General features: G+C 57.2%; 9 protein-coding genes. All 9 read left to right on the forward strand.

What is annotated here, in order from left to right; genetic code table 11:
• The first annotated feature begins 111 nt into the window (after window positions 1–111).
• The 9 genes from FG13_RS02825 to FG13_RS02870 all read left to right on the forward strand — a co-directional run bounded on the left by FG13_RS02825 (window position 112) and on the right by FG13_RS02870 (window position 18,859).
• On the forward strand, window positions 112–3,222 hold the full coding sequence (locus FG13_RS02825; protein WP_081922392.1) for a type VI secretion system Vgr family protein: 3,111 nt from the start codon (window positions 112–114) through the stop codon (window positions 3,220–3,222).
• A complete protein-coding gene (locus tag FG13_RS02830; protein ID WP_051958409.1) occupies window positions 3,219–4,859 on the forward strand; it encodes a hypothetical protein in 1,641 nt (546 codons plus the stop codon). The genes FG13_RS02825 and FG13_RS02830 overlap by 4 nt, the downstream gene beginning before the upstream one ends.
• 41 nt (window positions 4,860–4,900) lie before the next feature.
• Window positions 4,901–5,890 (forward strand): PoNe immunity protein domain-containing protein, encoded by a 990-nt coding sequence (locus tag FG13_RS02835; protein ID WP_035818205.1) that lies wholly within the window; start codon window positions 4,901–4,903, stop codon window positions 5,888–5,890.
• A gap of 548 nt (window positions 5,891–6,438) precedes the next feature.
• On the forward strand, window positions 6,439–6,699 hold the full coding sequence (locus FG13_RS29845) for a hypothetical protein (protein ID WP_152598652.1): 261 nt from the start codon (window positions 6,439–6,441) through the stop codon (window positions 6,697–6,699).
• Between the two features lie 37 nt (window positions 6,700–6,736).
• Complete coding sequence (locus tag FG13_RS02845) at window positions 6,737–7,753, forward strand: PoNe immunity protein domain-containing protein (protein WP_035818209.1); 1,017 nt, start codon at window positions 6,737–6,739, stop codon at window positions 7,751–7,753.
• A gap of 153 nt (window positions 7,754–7,906) precedes the next feature.
• Window positions 7,907–8,893 carry a PoNe immunity protein domain-containing protein gene (locus tag FG13_RS02850; protein WP_035818211.1) on the forward strand — a complete coding sequence of 329 codons (987 nt, stop codon included), beginning with the start codon at window positions 7,907–7,909 and terminating at the stop codon, window positions 8,891–8,893.
• A gap of 502 nt (window positions 8,894–9,395) precedes the next feature.
• Complete coding sequence (locus FG13_RS02860; RefSeq protein WP_035826965.1) at window positions 9,396–10,400, forward strand: PoNe immunity protein domain-containing protein; 1,005 nt, start codon at window positions 9,396–9,398, stop codon at window positions 10,398–10,400.
• Window positions 10,401–11,194: 794 nt separating this feature from the next.
• Window positions 11,195–12,967: a ShlB/FhaC/HecB family hemolysin secretion/activation protein gene (locus tag FG13_RS02865; RefSeq protein ID WP_035818215.1), complete on the forward strand. Its 1,773-nt coding sequence runs from the start codon at window positions 11,195–11,197 to the stop codon at window positions 12,965–12,967.
• A 63-nt stretch (window positions 12,968–13,030) separates the two neighbouring features.
• The gene (locus tag FG13_RS02870) at window positions 13,031–18,859 is read left to right on the forward strand and encodes a two-partner secretion domain-containing protein (RefSeq protein WP_035818216.1); all 5,829 of its coding nucleotides are present in this window, start codon (window positions 13,031–13,033) and stop codon (window positions 18,857–18,859) included.
• The last annotated feature ends 2 nt before the right edge of the window (window positions 18,860–18,861 follow it).

Raw genomic sequence — 18,861 nt, forward strand, 5'->3', positions numbered from 1 at the left:
TCGCCTAATTGTAATTAGAAAGATAACATTTCTGTGATCTAATGCAAACTTGGATTTTTCGACCCCAATATCAAGATGCGATCGATTCGCATCCCAGGAGCATCTCCCCCTATGTCAGCGCTGCTCAACAGCTTCACTCAAGATACACGCGTGCTTGCGTTCAGCACGCCTATTGGCCGCGACAAGCTTCTTGCCGAATGCTTTCGTGGCGAGGAAGGACTTAGCGAGTGCTATGAATTCAAGGTCACTGCGCTCTCGACCGACGCGGGAATGTCTCTCAAATCGTTGCACGGGCAGCCGGTTCTGCTTGAACTGCTCACGGCCACGAGTCGCGATGACAAACGCCCATTCCATGGCCATATCACGTCGGCCGAACGGGCCGGTGCTGACGGCGGTTTCGCGCGCTACGTGTTCACAATTGGCCCCTGGTACGCATTCCTGGCTCATGGCCGCGATAGCCGAATATTCCAAGACAAAACTGTATTCGACATCCTCGATGCGATCTTCGGTGGTTGGCAGAACGTGGGATCCTTGGTGCCGGCGTGGCGCTACGACATACTCGACAGAGACGTGTATCCGATCAGATCGCTGACTTGCCAGTATCAGGAAAGTAATATGGCGTTCGCCGAACGCCTGATGCGGGAAGAGGGCTTGTTCTACTATTTCGAGCACATCGGCAATGCTGAAAGCGCCATCCTTGGCTCCCACACCATGGTCATCGCCGACCATAATGGCAGTTTCAAACCAAATGCTCAGGCCTCGATCAATTTCACGCAGCCTGGCGCCGTGATGAAAGAGGACAGCATGGACCGCTGGCGCACCAGCGTGCGCCAGCAAACGAACGCCATCGAGTTGTCGAGTTGGGATTACCGCACGACCGGATCGCGCCCGGTGAGCTCGGTCAGCGCCAATGGTGATGGCGGAAACCCGCTGGTCAGCCGCGACACTCCCGGCGCATACGCCTACGAGTCGATGAAGCAGGGCCAGCGTATCGCGGACAACCAGATGCAGGCGCTGGACGCGATGCGTGAGACGCACATCGGCGCAGGTACCGTGCGCACGCTCTCTGCAGGCACGACCATCACTCTCCATGGGCAATCGCAACTCGATGCTGCCAGTGTCAGCGGCGGCGACGACGCACGCACCTTCGTCATCGTGCGCGTGGTGCACCTCGCCCACAATAACCTGTGTACCGGGGCGAAGACAGAAATCACCGAACGACTGGGCCAGAGCGTACTCGACGTCCTTATTCAGAAAGAGCGCAAGCATAGTCTGCATGCAGTGGGCGCGGAGAAGGGCGAACGTCCCGTCTACCGCAACCGCATCGACGCCATCCGCAGCAAGACACCCTATCGCAGCAGCGGGCAGGATGGACATGGCCAACTCCTGAATCCGCGGCCCACCGTCCATGGACAGCAGACCGCAATCGTGGTCGGACCAGCCGGCGCGGCAACCTACACGGATCGTGATCATCGCATCAAGGTGCAGTTCCATTGGCAACGTGGAACGGGTGAGAGCGATCTGAGCCACAGCCGCCTGAACCATCCTTCGCCCGAGGGGCAGGCAGGTGCGCCCGCAAGCGAAAAGGCCGGCACATGGGTGCGCATATCCACGCCGATGGCGCCGGTCGCGGGCGCCAACTGGGGCTCGGTCGCCGTGCCACGCATCGGCAGTGAAGTGGTGATCGATTTCCTTGACGGCGACATTGACCGTCCAGTGGTCATTGGCAGCCTGTACAACGGCAAAGGCCAGGACAACGCCCAGCACAATCAGGTGGCACAGGGTGCCGGCGTTTCGACTGGCAACGCGCCAGCATGGTTCCCGGGCGACTCTGGCGCGCACGCGCATCCAGCTGTGCTGTCGGGATTCAAGACACAGGCAATGAACACCAGTCAAAATGGCGCAGGTGCCTACAGCCAACTGGTATTTGACGATACGGCGGGTCAGTCGCGCGTGGCGCTGCAACGCCACGCCAACCCGCACCAAGGCACTGCCGAATTGAACATGGGGCATTTGCGTCACCAGAGCGACAACCAGCGTCTCAGCCCTGTCGGATTCGGTGCCGAGCTCAAAACGGAACACGGCGCCGCCATTCGAGCCGGTTCCGGCCTGCTGCTGTCTACCGACGCACGGCTCAATGCCAACGGTAGCCAACTCGATTCGGGCGAGGCCAAGGTACAGATCGAGCAAAGCCTGCAATTGCAGACGGCGCTTGCGACAACGGCGCAAAAGCACAATGCCACGCTCAAGGACGACAAGGGCCAGGCCGAGCCAGCGCCCGAGAAGTTGCCATCGATTGCGCAGATGGCGCACAGCGTCAGCGTCATCGAAACGATGGAGGGCAACACGTCAAGCGGCGACGGTGCCGGCGGCTCCGGCAAGGTGACGGCCTACGCCGAACCGCATCTGCAGTTGTCGAGCCCCGCCGGCATCGCGGCGACCACCCCGGCCGACGCGATCATCATCGCAGGCAACACCAGCAGCATTACGGCCGGCCAGGACATCAACTTTGCGGCCCAGGGCAACAGCCTGTATGCGGTCAAGGCCGGCATCAGTCTGTTCACGTACGGCAAGGCGGACAGCAAGGACAAGCCGAACCAGGAAACGGGCATCATGCTGCACGCGGCCAGCGGCAAGGTGTCCAGCCAGAGCCAGTCGGACGAGACGCGCATCACGGCCGACAAGGCCATCACGGTGGCGAGCATGACCAAGAGCGTCACCGTGGCGGCCAAGGAGCATGTGCTGTTGACCTCACAAGACGCCTATATCAAGCTCGAAGGCGGCAACATCATGATCCACGGACCAGGGGCGATGACGTTCAAGGCCTGCATGAAGGAGCTGGCTGGGCCTTCTGCCGCCACTTCCATCCTGCCACCGCTACCGAAGATTGATCAGATCAAGAACTTCATCGAATTCAACCATCACTGGCCGGATTTGACGCCTGTCGCAGGCGGCGCGTACCGGGCCGAATTCGCTGATGGCACCGCATGTGTCGGCAAGCTCGACGCCAAAGGCCACGCCCGCCTGGAAAACATTCCGCAGGGCGCGGTCAAGGTCTATTTTGGCGAAGACCCTAAACCGTTCACAGCAGACAGCCCCAAAGACGCCGGAAAGACCACCTTGGAAAACGTGCAAAACGACTTGAAAAAACACGGCCAACCCACCGATCCAGACGATGTCGAGTCACTGCTGTACAGCATGGTTGGAAGGGATATCCAATGAGCGACGCACCTGCGACCACCGCCCCTCAAGCGGGCGAGACACAAACCGACAGCGCGGCCATCACCAGCGCCATCGAAGAGATCGGCGTCGCCGTCGCCACCGGACTCGTCCCCTTCCTGGGCCAGGCGATCAATATTTACGACACCATCGACTGCATGCTGACGCTCCACAACAGCACCACGGCGGAAGACCAGATGGAAGCCAAATTCGACCTGGTCCTGGCGCTGGTGGGCTGGATACCGGGCGCGGGCGGCGGCGTCAAGAAGACCATCCGCATCGTCAACAAGCATCCGGAGCGCTTCGCGCCGATTCTGTTCGACGTGCTGCGCATGGTCTGCGACAAGGTCGGCATCCACACCAGCCCGGAATTCTTGCTCGACAAATTATTCGATGCGGTCGGTCTGAAAAAGCAGCTTGGCACAGTCCAGAGCGCGATCGAAGGTTCGTGGCTTTACGACGACCTGCCCGCCGAAGGACGGCTCGCCTTGAGCACCTGCATGAGCACGGTGCGCGCCCAGTTGCCGGCCATGGTGATGCTTGTCACGCTCAAGTTGACCCACTGGAAGACCAAGCAACGCAACAATGCGGCGCAAGCGACCGGCCCGCAAGGCAAGGTCAATCCGGTGGAAAAGAAGCCGGAAAAGAAGGATCCCAAAGTCGCCGAAGCCGGCCACAATGCGCCCACGCATACCACATCGAACAATACGGTCAATGCCTCGATTGGTACGAACGTCATCGAGGGCTTGAGCAAAAGCCAGACCGGCATTGTCGGTGAGCATATTACCGATTATTTTCTGTATGAAAAATACGGCTGGGGCAGGGGATGGAGCCGACACGACATGGGCATGCAGGGCGAATGGAAAGAAATGCCCAGCAAGACCTTTCCTGGCAAACTCAACGAAGCGTCCCGGCTCAATCCATTGTTCGCCCTGAACGCGCATGGCACAGGGATTGATGCTGTGTGGAAAGTACAAATCGGAGACCCGCACAATGGCGGCAAGCCGTATGCGATCGTGGAATCGAAAGCGTCAAGGGTGGGAAAGGCACCAAAGAACGCCTCCCGTAAGCCGGGCGTGAAAGGCAAACTGTTGGACAATGCCAAGCGGATCAGGGACGCGGCGCTGCCAAAGTCTGAGGAATTGCTGGAGCCGGATACGAGCGAGGGCAGCGATTCCGCCGGGGCGGGGAAACCAGGCGGCAAACCGGGCGGAAAGGCAGGTGGAAAAGGAGGTAAGGGGAATGGGAAGCCTTCGGGTGGCGGCAAGCAAGCGCAGTCGAAGCAGGATGCGCCGGTTGGTGTCGCGTCAACTACATCGAAGAGTAATGCGGAGCAACCTCTTGTGCAAATGAGCCAAAAATGGATTGCGAAAAATATTCGAAGTGCAATCTCTGATGAGTCAATTATTTATGAGATAACTAATAAGCGAACAGAAGTTTACTCCCGTCATCTTTTCTACACGCCGTTTTACCTGCCTTCTGCTGCAGAACATGAGAAAGCATTGTTGGAAGATGAACGGGAGAAACACGAGAAACACGCTAATCATGATATTCCATCAACACATCGACACGATGAACAAGAAGTGAAAGCGGCAGTCAATCATAAACACGGGAAGCTTGGATTAGAGCTTGAACCATAAAATGCCTTTGTATCTAACGTAATAATAGTCAGGTGAATATTATGCAATTCCACGAAAAACGCAGGCAGCAATTTCTGAGCGAAACGGCTTTTACCATAACGACTCAGTTCTTTACGAATACTGGGAATCCCGGGTATTTGCAAACTTTGCACGCGTCCGATACTGATCCGCTTGGCCGGAGTCTTATTGCGGAGGCGATTGCCGACGGCACATTCAGAAATCACATGCTACGCTACACCGCAGGCGAATCATTGGATGTGTTGCGTGAGAACCTTACCGAAGTTATAAAGGTTCATGAGCAATCAACTAAATATGTTAGGGAGTATCAACACGACTCAGCGTTTCCGCCTCTGCGCTTCGCCGAAATAGACGATTACGAGCGCGCAATGCAACTCATTGGCCTTTGCTATCTTCTACATCGCCGTGACCTATTACCACGATTGGCAGCGATGCTTGACGGCGCATTTGCCGGTAAAGATACGCTCTATGAGGATTTGTTTGCCTATGAACTCAAGGATCGTTACGAAGTCGACGAGTGGTACCACGACGCGCCCTATCGCAATATCATCAATAGCTTTTATCGTGATACGGCAGAGGAAAGCATTCGGGACATCGAAGCCTATCTGAAGGCCTGGTACAAGTCTATGAAAAAAGCGCCGTGGCACGACAGTCATTTGAGCATGAACGCAGAAGGTTGCGGCGCGTATTTTGGCTATTGGGCAATTGAAGCCGCTGCGGCAGTATATCTTTTGGAACTGGACGACCGCAGTTTCCGCGATCACATCGTGTATCCAAAAGACTTGCTGGATTACGCAAGAAAGCTCGATAAACAAGCACCACTGGCTCCCTCAGCGCCAGAAAAGCTGCGTGTTGAAGGCGGCAATCCATGCCCCCAAACCGGCTACTGGTTCACCCCTGCTATACCCGGCAGTCTTCGCCATTTTGAACAAGGCGAGATCATGCCTGTATCCATGGATTCGCAGTATGGCGCGACCATCTGGCAATGGAGTAGTGAGCAATTACCGTTATAAGCGAACAGAGGGGTGAGGTACCCAGACTTTTTCGGCCACTCCTGTTTGGTAAACTTCTCCCACGGGGGAGTTGATGAAGCGAGCAATAATATACACGCCGGAGCGGTGAGCAGCGGTGGGCCGATGTAAGCTCCGAACAGCCTTCTATGATCGCGGAGCCCAATTGCCGCCCGCTTCGTCGCTTGGTGGCGCGCCGATAGGTGTGCGGTCGGCTAGACTTCGAAGCGTGGTGAGCAACGCAACAATGCGGCGCAAGCGACCGGCCCGCAAGGCAAGGTTAATCCAGCGGAAAAGAAGCCGGAAAAGAAGGATCCCAAAGTCGCCGAAGCCGTCCACAACGCACCTACGTTTACCGCATCGAGCAATACGGTCAATGCCTCGATTGGCAGCAGCGTCATCGAAGGTGTCAGCAAAAGCCTGGTCGCCCTGGCAGACCTGGACGTGCTGGAGTAAAACCAAAGGAAAACACGCCAGCAACAAAGGCGCCGGCGGCATCGAACATAGGAACATCGAGCGAAATTATTGTACAGATGAGTCACGCTTGGATTGTGAAGAAAGTCAAGAGCGCCGTTGGAAATGAATTAGCGGAGGATATAAGGAGAAATGGTTATTCGCCCCATCTTTTCTATACGCCGTTCTACCTGCCTTTGGCCGCAGAACATGAGAAAGCGTTGCTGAAGGACGAACGGGACAAGCACGAGAAACACTCCGATCACGACATCCCATCCACACATCGACACGCTGAACAAGAAGTGAAAGCGGCAGTTAATCACAAACATGCCAAACTTGGCTTAAAGTCCGAATCATGAGCGCGCTTGATTAATCTTTACTTATTGGCTAAGAACTATGCACTTTCATGAAAAACGTAGGCAGAAATTCTTAAGCGAACATTATTTTTCGTTTTTTTGTAACTCGATAAAAAAGGCAATTGAATATTGGAAGCATAATTTTCCTCCAGACATAGAAACGGAAGCACTCGCAAGATCGCTCGCTGCGGCAGATTTTGCCGGGCAAACTTGCGACCTTTTCTTGCTTCGATACACAGGCGGGGAACCGCTAGATCTATTGCGCGACGAGCTCGTCGGCGTAGTCGAGGCCTATGAAATATCCGCCAGATACAAGCGAGATTTCCAAGAAAAAGAAGATTTTCCTGTGTTTGCCTTCCAAGAAATCGATGACTTTGAAAGAATTGTTCAGCTACTTGGCTTGGCCATATTGTTGCATCGACGCGAGCTGATACCCCGCATTCATTCCTTAGTTGCCAATTCGGCCTATGACGGGCAAGATGCGATGTATGAGGAACTTGTCAGCCATGATATAGCTGATCGTCCTTATTTAGAGGCTTGGTATCACCAATTCCCCTATCTACACCTCCTCAGCGCAACTGACTTGGAAAGCTCCCAAGAAAAAATAGAGCAAATGCAGCAGTATCTTAAAATTTGGTACAAGTCGATGGAAAAGACGCCTTGGCATGATAGTCATTTTTCAATGACAGAGGAAGGTGGCACCTATTTCGGGTACTGGGCAATTGAGGCCGCCGCAATTGTTTATCTCTACGACATCAACGACAGCAGTTTTCGTGACCACATTGTCTATCCAAAAGACTTGGTGGACTTTGCGAGAGAACTCGATAAACAAGCACCACTGGCGCCCTCAGCGCCAGAAAAACTGCTTGTTGAAGGCGGCAATCCATGCCCCCAAACCGGCTACTGGTTCACCCCTGCCATCCCCGACAGTCGCCGTCATTTCGAACAAGGCGCGGTTATGCCTGTATCCGCGGATTCGCAGTATGGCGCCACCATCTGGCAATGGGGTACAGAATACAATTCCCGCTTATGCAATTCCATGAAATTTGAGCCGTAAAATACTTCGACATTCTTGGAAATACGAAAAATATTTCAATACATTGGCTTCAATTCAATGTTCCCGGAACTAGGATGAGACAGGCGCGAAACGGCACTTGCAAAAAATTTCTTTGCGTACCTGTCAAGTATAAAAATTCTTTAGGTGAGCCTTATGCAATTTCATGAAAAGCGCAGACAACAATTTTTGAGCAAGCAGTATTTTGAGGCGGATATTCAACATGCTACTGATATAAGTATTCCAAATCTATTGCAGGTTCTTAATGCGCCTGATAGCGATGCTGAGGACCGAAGTCGTGTTTCAGAAGCAATCGCATATAGCACATGCAAGAACTTTTTTTTGAACTATACGGCCGGTGAATCTTTAGATGTTTTGCGTGATGATCTTTCGAAAGTCATAGCGGCTTACGAGCAATACACGAAATTCGATCGTGAGTATGAAGAAAAACCGAAATTTCCGCCATTTCGTTTTGCCGAAATAGATGATTACGAACGCGCAATTCAACTCATTAGCCTTTGTTATTTGCTACATCGCCGCGACTTGTTGCCACGATTGGCTGCAATGCTTGACGGCGCATTTGCAGGCAAAGATACGCTTTACGAGGACTTATTTACCTATGAACTCAAAGGCCGTTATGATGTCGATGAGTGGTACCACGACAAGCCGTATCGCGACATCATTAACAGCTTTTATCGCGACATGCCAGAAGAAAGTATTTCGGACTTAGAGAAATATTTGAAAAATTGGTACACATCGATGAAAAAAGCACCTTGGCACGATAGTCATTTGGACATGAGAGAAACCGGGGGGGGCTATTTTGGTTATTGGGCTATCGAAGCTGCAGCAGCAGTATATCTTTTGGAACTGGACGACCGCAGTTTCCGAGACCATATCGTGTATCCAAAAGACTTGTTGGACTACGCCAGAAAGCTCGATAAACAAGCTGCACTTATGTCCACAGTGCCAGAAAAGCTGCGTGTTGAAGGCGGCAACCCATGCCCCCAAATCGGCTACTGGTTCACCCCTGCTATACCCGGCAGTCTTCGTCATTTTGAACAAGGCGAGATCATGCCTGTATCCATGGATTCGCAGTATGGCGCGACCATCTGGCAATGGAGTAGTGAGCAATTACCGTTATAAGCGAACAGAGGGGTGAGGTACCGGGCGGAAAGCCAGGTGGGAAAGAAGGCAAGAGGAATGGGAAGCATTCGGGTGGCGGCAAGCGAGCGCAGCCGAAGCAGGATGCGCCGGGCACCGGTACTACCGCAACACCGTAGACGAACAGTCATGTTGAACAACCGCTCGTGCAAATAAGCCGAGATTGGATTGCAAAAAACATTAAATCCTCGGGACTAGAGAGATCAGTAGTCGATGATTTTAAGGATGGCGGTATTAAAGTTTATTCCCGGCACTTGTTCTATACGCCGTTCTACCTGCCTTCGGCCGCAGAACATGAGAGGGTATTGCTGGAGGATGAACGAGAAAAGCACGAAAAACATGCCAATCACGACATCCCATCCACACATCGGCACGATGAGCAAGAAGTGAAAGCGGCTGTTAATCATAAAAACGCAAAACTTTGTTTGCCGATTGAAACTTAAAATATTTAACTATTTTTTTTAAATCAATTTTGGTGAGTAAAATGCAATTCCATGAAAAGCGCAGGCAGCAGTTTTTGAACGACCGATATTATGAATTGGAAATTCAATATTCCATTGATGAGAGTTTCCCCCGATTTTTACGAGCGCTTCATGCGAGCGACAGCAATGCAGAAGATAGAAGTCGTATTTCGGAAGCTATAGCAGATCAACTCTTTAAGATTTTCTTATTGAATTATACTGCGGGCGAATCGTTAGATATTTTGCGTAACGACCTTCCGAAGGTTGTAGGGGCTTACGAGCAGCATGCGAAATATATACAAGAATACGCAAATGATCCGATTTTCCCTCCATTTCGTTTTGCTGAAGTAGACAATTACGAACGTGCAATGCAATTAATCAGTCTTTGTTACCTGCTACATCGCCGTGACTTATTGCCAAGATTGGCGGCAATGCTCGACGGCGCTTTTGCCGGAAAAGATACGCTCTACGAAGACTTGTTTTCCTATGAGCTCAAAGACCGTTTCGAAGTCGATGAGTGGTACCACGATAAGCCATATCGCGACATCATCAACAGTTTTTATCGTGATACGCCAGAAGAAAGTATTTCGGATGTGCAGAAATACCTGAAAGCATGGTACACATCGATGAAAAAAGCATTCTGGCATGATAGTCATTTGAACATGAGAGAAGACGGTGGCGCGTATTTTGGCTATTGGGCGATTGAAGCCGCTGCGGCAGTATATCTTTTGGAACTGGACGACCGCAGTTTTCGCGATCATATTGTCTACCCCAAGGATCTGCTGGACTATGCTAGAAAGCTCGATAAACAAGCGCCACCCACGCCATTAGCACCAAGACAACTGCGTGTTGAAGGCGGCAATCCGTGCCCCCAGGCGGGCTACTGGTTTACCCCTGCCATCGCCGACAGTCTTCGTCATTTCGAACAAGGCGAGATCATGCCTGTATCCATGGATTGGCAGTATGGCGCGACCATCTGGCAATGGAGTAAGGAGCAATTACCTCCCCTTAAACCAACTGTGAAGTGAGCCGTTCTTGGCCTTATTAAATAGTCCGGTCTGGGAATGGGAGCCAAGTTCAGATCCGCCATTCGTGCACGATCTCAGCCTTGGCCGTCTTGATCTGCAGCAGGTGCGCTTTATTAAATGCCGATACGGCCCGACCGACTGACTGTCTTGCTCGAGACGTGAAAAGCGGTGGCGATGTGGGACACAGTAAAAGCGGTTAACAGATAAGCGCGTGTCATTGTTTCGTCTCTGTCGCTATAGCGGGCATGATATTGCGCGAGTGACAGTGTAACAGCGCGGCGCTGCTGCCTTGGCGTACGTTTGAATGCTGCGGAACGCTGCGATTGCTGATGTGCCGAAACGAAGGCTTCATCGCAAGAAGAATTGGCTGGCTCGTGCGAGCGAGCGGACTGGTGTCTCCCATCCCAGTCGCGACAAACCGTCAATAACGGATTTTTCTGGTGAAGGTTTTTTTGAGGGTATCGTTTAGCGAATGGTTTGGAAAGCACTGAAAAATTAAGAGCGTAGGTACGTCATTGACCATCGAGTGGGAGTGAGTTTTCACTAGGAAACTTTACATGCTGGAATGACTGAGTAAGCCAAAGCCCTGTTTTTACAGGGCTTTTTTATGCCGTCGATGCCAGCTCCCATAGCCTGCTGTGCTGCCACAAGGCGGCGCGGCTTTTTACTAGTGGTAATTGGATAGATGAAAGACAGTTACCAAACAGGTAAAGTTCTCAAGAAATAAATAAAATTGCTATACGGAAATAATTATTTTATAATCTACTTAAGAAAATAATTACGTAAGGCAACATATGCACCTGCGCTTGACGCCATGGTGCGGTGTATTTTTGTTCAGTGGCGCCCTGTGTGCCGCCGTGTCCGCGCAGACCCGTCCCGAAATTGCACCGCCCCTTCCCAACACGCCTGGCGCCAGCCAGCGCGACGATGCCAGCCAAGAATTGATACGCCAGCAAGAACGTGAGCGCCTCCTGCGCCAGCAGCAGGAGCGCAATCCCGACGTGCGCCTGCTCGGGGCGCCGGCAGCCGTGTCCGCCAACCGCTTGCCAGCGGGCGAGTCGCCATGTTTTACCATCAACCAGCTTGTGTTGCGCGGCGAGGGCAGCGCGCAGTTCCAATGGGCGCTGGCTGCCGCCGGGCGCGATGACCTGGGCGCGGCTGACTCTGCGTTGGGGCGCTGCCTGGGCACGCAGGCCATCAATGTACTGATGGGGCGGCTGCAGAACGCCATCATCGCGCGCGGCTATGTCACCACGCGCGTGCTGGCTGAACCGCAGGATTTGAGCCGTGGCACCCTGGCTTTGAGCCTGATACCAGGGCGCATCCGTCAGATCGGCTTTGCGCCCGGCACCAATCCCCGCGCCACCTGGTGGAACGCCGTGCCGGCGCGGCCCGGCGACTTGCTCAATGTGCGCGATACGGAACATGCGCTGGAAAATTTCAAGCGCGTGCCGACGGCCGAAGCTGATATCCAGATCATGCCGGCCGAGGGCGGCAATGCCAAGCCGGGCGAGAGCGACCTGCAGATCCAGTGGAAGCAGGGCTTGCCATTCCGCCTGGCGCTGGGCCTCGACGATGGCGGTTCGCGCTCGACCGGCAAGCTGCAGGGCAGCGTGACCCTGTCGTACGACCACTGGCTGACCCTGAACGACCTGTTTTACCTGAGCCTGAACCAGAACGTCGACGGCGACCGCAACGGTCCGCGCGGCACGGCCGGCATGGTGGCGCATTACTCGATTCCCTACGCCTACTGGCTGCTGGCCTTCACGGTCAGCGACAGCCACTACCACCAGTCCGTGGCCGGCATCAGCCAGGACTACAACTACAGCGGCGCCAGCCAGAATCGCGAAGTGAAACTCTCGCGCCTGGTGTACCGCGATGCGTCGCGCAAGACGACGGTTTCCTTGCGCGGCTGGCAGCGCGCCGCGCAAAACTTCATCGACGACACGGAAGTGGAAGTGCAGCGCCGCCGCATGGCGGGCTGGGAGCTGGGTATCGGCCACCGCGAATTTCTGGGCCAGGCCACCCTGGACCTGAATCTGCAATACCGGCGCGGTACGGGCGCGATGGATGCGCTGGCAGCGCCCGAGGAAGCGTTTGGCGAAGGCACCTCGCGCCTCAAGCTGCTCCTGGCCGACGCGGCCCTGTCGACGCCGTTCACGCTGGCTGGCCAGCCGCTGCGCTACACAGGCAGCTGGCGCACGCAGCACAACCGTACGCCGCTGGTGCCGCAGGACCGCTTTGCCATCGGCGGACGTTACACGGTGCGCGGCTATGACGGCGAAAGCAGCCTGTCGGCCGAACGTGGCTGGCTGCTGCGCAACGAGCTCGGCATGCCGCTGGGCAGTAGCGGCCAAGAGGCGTATGCCGGGCTCGACCACGGCGAAGTATCGGGACCGTCCGCCGAATGGCTGATTGCGCGGCGCCTGACGGGCGGCTTCGTCGGTTTGCGCGGCCAGTGGCTGGGCGTGCAGTACGACGCGTTTGTCGGCTGGACAGTGCGCAAACCTGAGCTGTTCCGCACGGCCAGCCATACGGCCGGCTTCAGCCTGAACGCCAGTTACTAAGACCGCCATCGACCAGTTGTCATCTCCCTTTATCGCATCATTTAATTGTCATTAGGACATTTCATGAACAAGAACCTGTACCGCATCATCTTCAATAAACGCCGTGGCCAACTGATGGTCGTCGCCGAAAATGCTTCTTCGCAAGGCAAGGCGGCCAAGGGAGAGGGTGGCCTGGACAGCGGCGTATTTGGCGGTGATGGCGGCGGGGTCAATGCCAGGTTGCGGCCGCTGGCCTTGGCGATATTCGGCGCGCTGGGCATGGTGAGCTTTGTGGCCGGTCCGGCCATGGGGCAGATCGTGGCCGACCCGAACGCGCCGGGCCGGCAGCGTCCGACCGTGGTGCAAAGCGCGAATGGCGTAACGCAAGTAAACATCCAGACGCCGAGCGCGGCGGGTGTCTCGCGCAATACCTACAGCCAGTTCGACGTGACGGCGAATGGCGCCATCCTGAACAATAGCCGCGGCAATGTGCAGACGCAGACGGGCGGCTGGGTACAAGGCAATCCGTGGCTGGCTGGCGGCAGCGCGCGCGTGATATTGAACGAAGTCAATTCGGCAAACCCCAGTCAGCTGCGCGGCTACGTCGAGGTAGCGGGCCAGCGCGCCGAAGTCGTCATCGCCAACCCGGCCGGCGTGGCCGTTGACGGCGGCGGTTTCATCAATGCCAGCCGGGTCACGCTGACGACAGGCACGCCGATCCTTAACGGCGGCAACCTGGACGGCTACATGGTGCAGCGCGGCGTGGTCAGCATCAATGGAAGGGGACTGGACACGTCGCTGAGCGACTACACGGCGATTTTGGCGCGCGCCGCGCAGATCAATGGCGGTATCTGGGCGCAGGAATTGAAAGTGGTGACGGGCGCGAATCAGATCGATGCGGCGCATGGCGTGGCGGGCGCAGTCAATGGCGCGGGTCCGGCCCCCTCCTACGCGCTGGACGTGGCGCAACTGGGCGGCATGTATGCAGGCAAGATCACCCTGATCGGCACCGAAGCGGGCCTGGGCGTGCGCAATGCGGGCGTGTTGGCGGCCACGGCCGGCAACCTGGTGCTGCAATCGAATGGCTGGCTGAGCAACAACGGCAATATCCAGTCTGCGGGCGCGGGTAGCCAGACGAGCATTACCGTCGCGGGCGACGTGGCCAACAGCGGCACCGTGTATGCGGGCGGTGACAGCCAGGTGCAGGCGCAGGGCAATATTGCCAACAGTGGCGTGATTGCGGCGCAGGGCAATACCAGTGTGCAGGCAACGGGCGCCGCCTCGCGTATCGATACGGGGGCGGGTTCCGTGCTGGCGGCCGGCCTCAACCTGGATAACACCCTGTCGGGCAGCGGCAAGCTGAACGTGCTGGCGGGCGATCTGGTGGCCGTGCATGGCATGGCCGTGGCAGCAGGCGACAGCACGCTGTCCGCGCGTCGGCTGGAGCTGGCCGACGCACAAGTGTCTGGCGCGAACGTCAGCCTGGGCGCCAGCGCCGGCGACCTCGACGCCAGCCGCGCGCAGGTCAGTGCACGCGAACGCCTGCAACTGGACGCGGCGCAGACCGTGCGCAGCGATGGTGGACAACTGACGGGCCAGCAACTGGGCGTGAACGCGCACGACCTGTCGAACGTGGGCGGCCAGCTCATGCAGCTTGGTTCGAGCGACTTGAATATCCAATTGCCTGGAAGCCTGGACAATACGCGCGGCGTCATCGCCACGAACAGCCAGGCCTTGCGCCTGCAGGCAAGCAGCCTGAGCAACCAGGACGGAACGATCCAGCATGCGGGCACGGGCGCGCTGGAGATCGGCGCGGCGCAGATCAACTTGCAGCGCGGCAGCATCATCAGCAATGGCGCCATGGCGCTGAGCGGCGAGCAGATCGACCACCGCGATGCCCGCACGGTGGCTGGGCAGCTCAGCATCAACGCCGGCACCTTGGACAACCGGGGCGGCAGCCTGGCGCAAAGCGGCCAAGGCGACACTCGCGTGCAGGTGCGCAACGGGCTGGACAACCGCAGCGGTGCGTTCGAAAGCAATGGCGCTTTGAGCGTGCAGGCAGGCAATGTGCAAAACCAGAAAGGCCGTATCGTCTCGGGCACGGACCTGGCACTGTCCACTGGCGCGCTGGACAACACCGAGGCTACCCTGGCTGCGGGCCGTACATTGCGCCTCGACAGCGGCGACGTCAACAATACGCGCGGCCAGATTCAGGCGCTGGCGGGTGATGCCAGCCTATCCTTGGCTAAGCTGAACAACACTGCCGGCAGCGTCTTTGCCGGTGGCAATCTTGCCACCAATGCTAGCGAAGTACTGAACAGCGGCAATGTGTATGCGGCCGGCAGCCAGGCGCTGCAGGTCAGCGGCGCCGTCAGCAACAGCGGCGTCATTGCCGCGCAGGGCGACAACCGTATCGACGCCAGCCGCATCGACAGCACGGCTGGCAGCTTGCTGGGCGCCGGCATCCGCGCCGACGGCAGCCTGGCCGGCAGCGGTCAGTTGCAACTGAAGGCTGGGCAAGCGATCAGTGCGCACGGTCAGAACCTGGCCGCTGGCAAGACCAGCATGCACGCTGCGGCCATCGACCTGAGCGGCAGCCAGACGGGCGGCGCTGCTATTGCGCTCAATGCCAGTGCCGGCAATGTCGTCACCGATAACGCACTGGTGACAACGACCGGCCTGCTGTCCGTGACGGCGGCCCGCAGCAGCCAGGCCCTGTCGAACGTGCGCGGCACCTTGAGCGCGGGGCAGCTGGACCTGAAAACGGGATCGCTGGACAACCGTGGCGGCACCCTCATCCAGACGGGCAATGGCGACACCACCTTGCAAGGCAGCACCCTGGACAACACGGGCGGCCGCATCGCCGTCAACAGCGCCAATCTGTCATTGACCGCCGAACAGATGACTAACCGCGACGGCAGTATCGAGCACGCGGGCACGGGCAGCCTGAATATTGATGCCGTGCGCTTCGATGACGAACGGGGCAAGGTGACGGGCAATGGTTTAGTTGATATCCAGGCGGAAACAATCGATCACCGCCATGCCATCACTTCCGGGCAGCAGGTAGCGGTGCAGGCCGGCCAGCTGGACAATAGCGACGGCACCCTGCAGCAGACGGGACCGGGACAGATGCGCGTGGATGTGGCACAGGCGCTGGACAATACGCGCGGCAACATCGCGGGCAATGGCGGCCTGCAAGTACAGGCGGGCGTGCTGGACAACAGCAAGGGGCGCATCACCTCGGCTGCGTCGGCGGATATCACCAGCAAGGGGGCGCTAAACAATACGGATGGCGTGATTGCCGCTACGCAGGCGCTGCAGTTGACGGGTGTTGGGCTCGACAACACGCGTGGCGTATTGCAGGCGGACAATTTGCATCTCGATGCGACGACCTTGCTGAACCAGCAGGGGACGGTGAGCGCCGGCACGGACCTGACGGCGCGCCTCAGCGCAGACTTGAACAATGCGGGCCTACTGTATGCGGGTCGCAACCAGCAACTGGCAGTGGGTGGCTTGCTGAACAACAGCGGCTCCATCGCCTCCGTCAACAATACGACGATTTCCGCTGGAAAAGTGACCAGCAGCGGCTTGCTCGGCGCCGGCGTCAAGGCGGACGGCAGCCTGGGCACGGCGGGCGACTTGACCATCAACGCCGATGGCGTGTTGCAAGCCAGCGGGCAGAACCTGGCGGCAGGCAGCGCCGTGCTGACGGGCGATTCCATTGATCTGTCAGGCAGCCAGACAGGCGCGGCAAATATCGCCATCACGGCGCGCAGCGGCGACGTATTGACGAACAAGGCGTTGATTTCCGCCAGCAATGTGCTGGCGATCACGGCCAACGCGAACAACGCCCAGTCGCTGGTGAATACCCAGGGTCAGTTGGTGGCTGGTCAGCTGCAATTGAATGTGGCGAATCTGAACAACGCTAGCGGCGACATCGTGCAGACGGGCATGGGCGACACCGTCATCGCCACTGGCAAGCTGGACAACACGAGTGGCCGCATCGCCGTCAACAGTAATAACCTTGCTTTGAACGCGACAGTCTTGGCGAACATCAATGGCAAGCTGGAGCACGCGGGTGCCGGTGTGCTGTCCATCAACGCGGGCCAGTTCAACAACCAGTACGGCAAGATCACGGGCAATGGCAAGCTCAATATCACTGCAACCGCTCTGGATCACCGCAATGCGACAACGGTGGCGAATCAGCTGACCATTAATGCCGGTACGCTGGACAACCGCAGTGGTAGCCTGGCGCAGACGGGCCCGGGCTTGATGACGGTCGCGACCACGGGCCAGCTGGACAACACGGGTGGCAAGATCGAGGGCAATGGTGATGCGCTGGTGAAGGCCATCACTTTGCTGAACAGCACAGGCCGCATCGTGGCGGCGCAAGATGCTGCACTTCAGGTGGGTAGTCTGGACAATACGGAAGGTACGGTGGCGGCAGGACGTCATCTGCAGCTGTCCGGTGGCGACATCGACAATACCAAGGGACAACTGCAAGCCGTGGCCGGTGATGCGACCTTGAACGTTGGCAAGTTGAACAACAACGCGGGCAACGTGTTTGCCGGCGCTAACCTGAACGCCACCCTGGCTAGCCTGAACAATACCGGCAGCCTGTATGCGGCTGGGAATCAGACCCTGAACGCCAGCGGCGCCGTCGTCAACACGGGCGTCATCGCGGCACAGGGCAATACCAGCCTGACAACCAATCGCCTCGACAGCAGTGCAAGCAGCTTGATCGGCGCTGGCATGCAGGCCGATGGCAAGCTGGGCACGGTTGGTGATCTGGCGATCAACACCGCGCAAACGCTGGCGGCACATGGTCAGAACCTGGCGGCGGGCAATGCCAATCTCGCCGGCACCAATGTGGATCTGTCTGGCAGCCAGACCAGCGCCGCGAACATTGGCCTGACGGCAACACAGGGCGACGTCAGCACGAATAAAACGGTGGTGACGACGCCGGGTACATTGAATGTGACGACCACCGCGACCCTGCATAACACGGACGGCACCTTGCAGGCGGGCCGGCTCAACCTGCATGTGGGTAACTTGGACAACGCCAAGGGCACGGTACTGCAGACTGGCACGGGCGATACGAGGATCGTCACCGGCAGTCTGGACAACACGGCCGGGCGCATCGCCGTCAACAGCAGTAATCTGAACATCGATGCCGTCAAGGTCACCAACAAAGAAGGCAAGATCGAGCACGCGGGTACGGGCATCTTGGATCTGCAAGCAGGCGTGCTGGACAACAGCAAGGGCCGCATCACGTCCGCCGCGTCGGCGGAAATTGTCAGCAAGGCGGCGCTGAACAATACGGAGGGTGTGATGGCTGCGGCCGCCGACTTGCATGTCGTCGGCGTCACTGTCGACAACACGCGCGGTGTATTGCAGGCGGATAATTTGCAGCTTGATGCGGCGAGTTTGCTGAACCAGCAGGGCACGGTGAGCGCAGGCAAGGATCTGACGGGGCGCATCAGCGCAGACTTGAACAACGCGGGCTTGCTGTATGCGGGCCGTAACCAGCAACTGACGGTGGGCGGCTTGCTCAACAACACAGGATCGATTGCCTCCGTCAACAACACCCATATTACCGCTGGCAAAGTGACCAGCAGCGGCTTGCTGGGCGCCGGCGTCAAAGCCGATGGCAGCCTGGGCACGGCTGGTGATCTCACGATCAATGCCGATGGCGTGCTGCAGGCGAGCGCGCAAAACCTGGCGGCAGGCAACGCCGTGTTGACGGGCGCGAATGTGGACCTGTCGGGCAGCCAGACGGGGGCAAGCAACATCAATATCACCGCACACAGCGGCGACGTACAGACGAACAAAGCAGTGATTTCCGCCAGCAATCTGCTGGCCATTACCGCCAACGCCAACAACGCCCAGTCACTGGTGAATACCCAGGGCTAGCT

Origin of the sequence: Janthinobacterium sp. RA13, assembly GCF_000745325.1 — a bacterium.
GTDB lineage: Bacteria > Pseudomonadota > Gammaproteobacteria > Burkholderiales > Burkholderiaceae_D > Janthinobacterium > Janthinobacterium rivuli.

Bases quoted from the DNA above. Each gene is read 5' to 3' on its own strand.
- FG13_RS02825 (WP_081922392.1), top strand. From the start codon at position 112: ATGTCAGCGCTGCTCAACAGCTTCACTCAAGATACACGCGTGCTTGCG.
- FG13_RS02830 (WP_051958409.1), top strand. From the start codon at position 3,219: ATGAGCGACGCACCTGCGACCACCGCCCCTCAAGCGGGCGAGACACAA.
- FG13_RS02835 (WP_035818205.1), top strand. From the start codon at position 4,901: ATGCAATTCCACGAAAAACGCAGGCAGCAATTTCTGAGCGAAACGGCT.
- FG13_RS02845 (WP_035818209.1), top strand. From the start codon at position 6,737: ATGCACTTTCATGAAAAACGTAGGCAGAAATTCTTAAGCGAACATTAT.
- FG13_RS02850 (WP_035818211.1), top strand. From the start codon at position 7,907: ATGCAATTTCATGAAAAGCGCAGACAACAATTTTTGAGCAAGCAGTAT.
- FG13_RS02860 (WP_035826965.1), top strand. From the start codon at position 9,396: ATGCAATTCCATGAAAAGCGCAGGCAGCAGTTTTTGAACGACCGATAT.
- FG13_RS02865 (WP_035818215.1), top strand. From the start codon at position 11,195: ATGCACCTGCGCTTGACGCCATGGTGCGGTGTATTTTTGTTCAGTGGC.
- FG13_RS02870 (WP_035818216.1), top strand. From the start codon at position 13,031: ATGAACAAGAACCTGTACCGCATCATCTTCAATAAACGCCGTGGCCAA.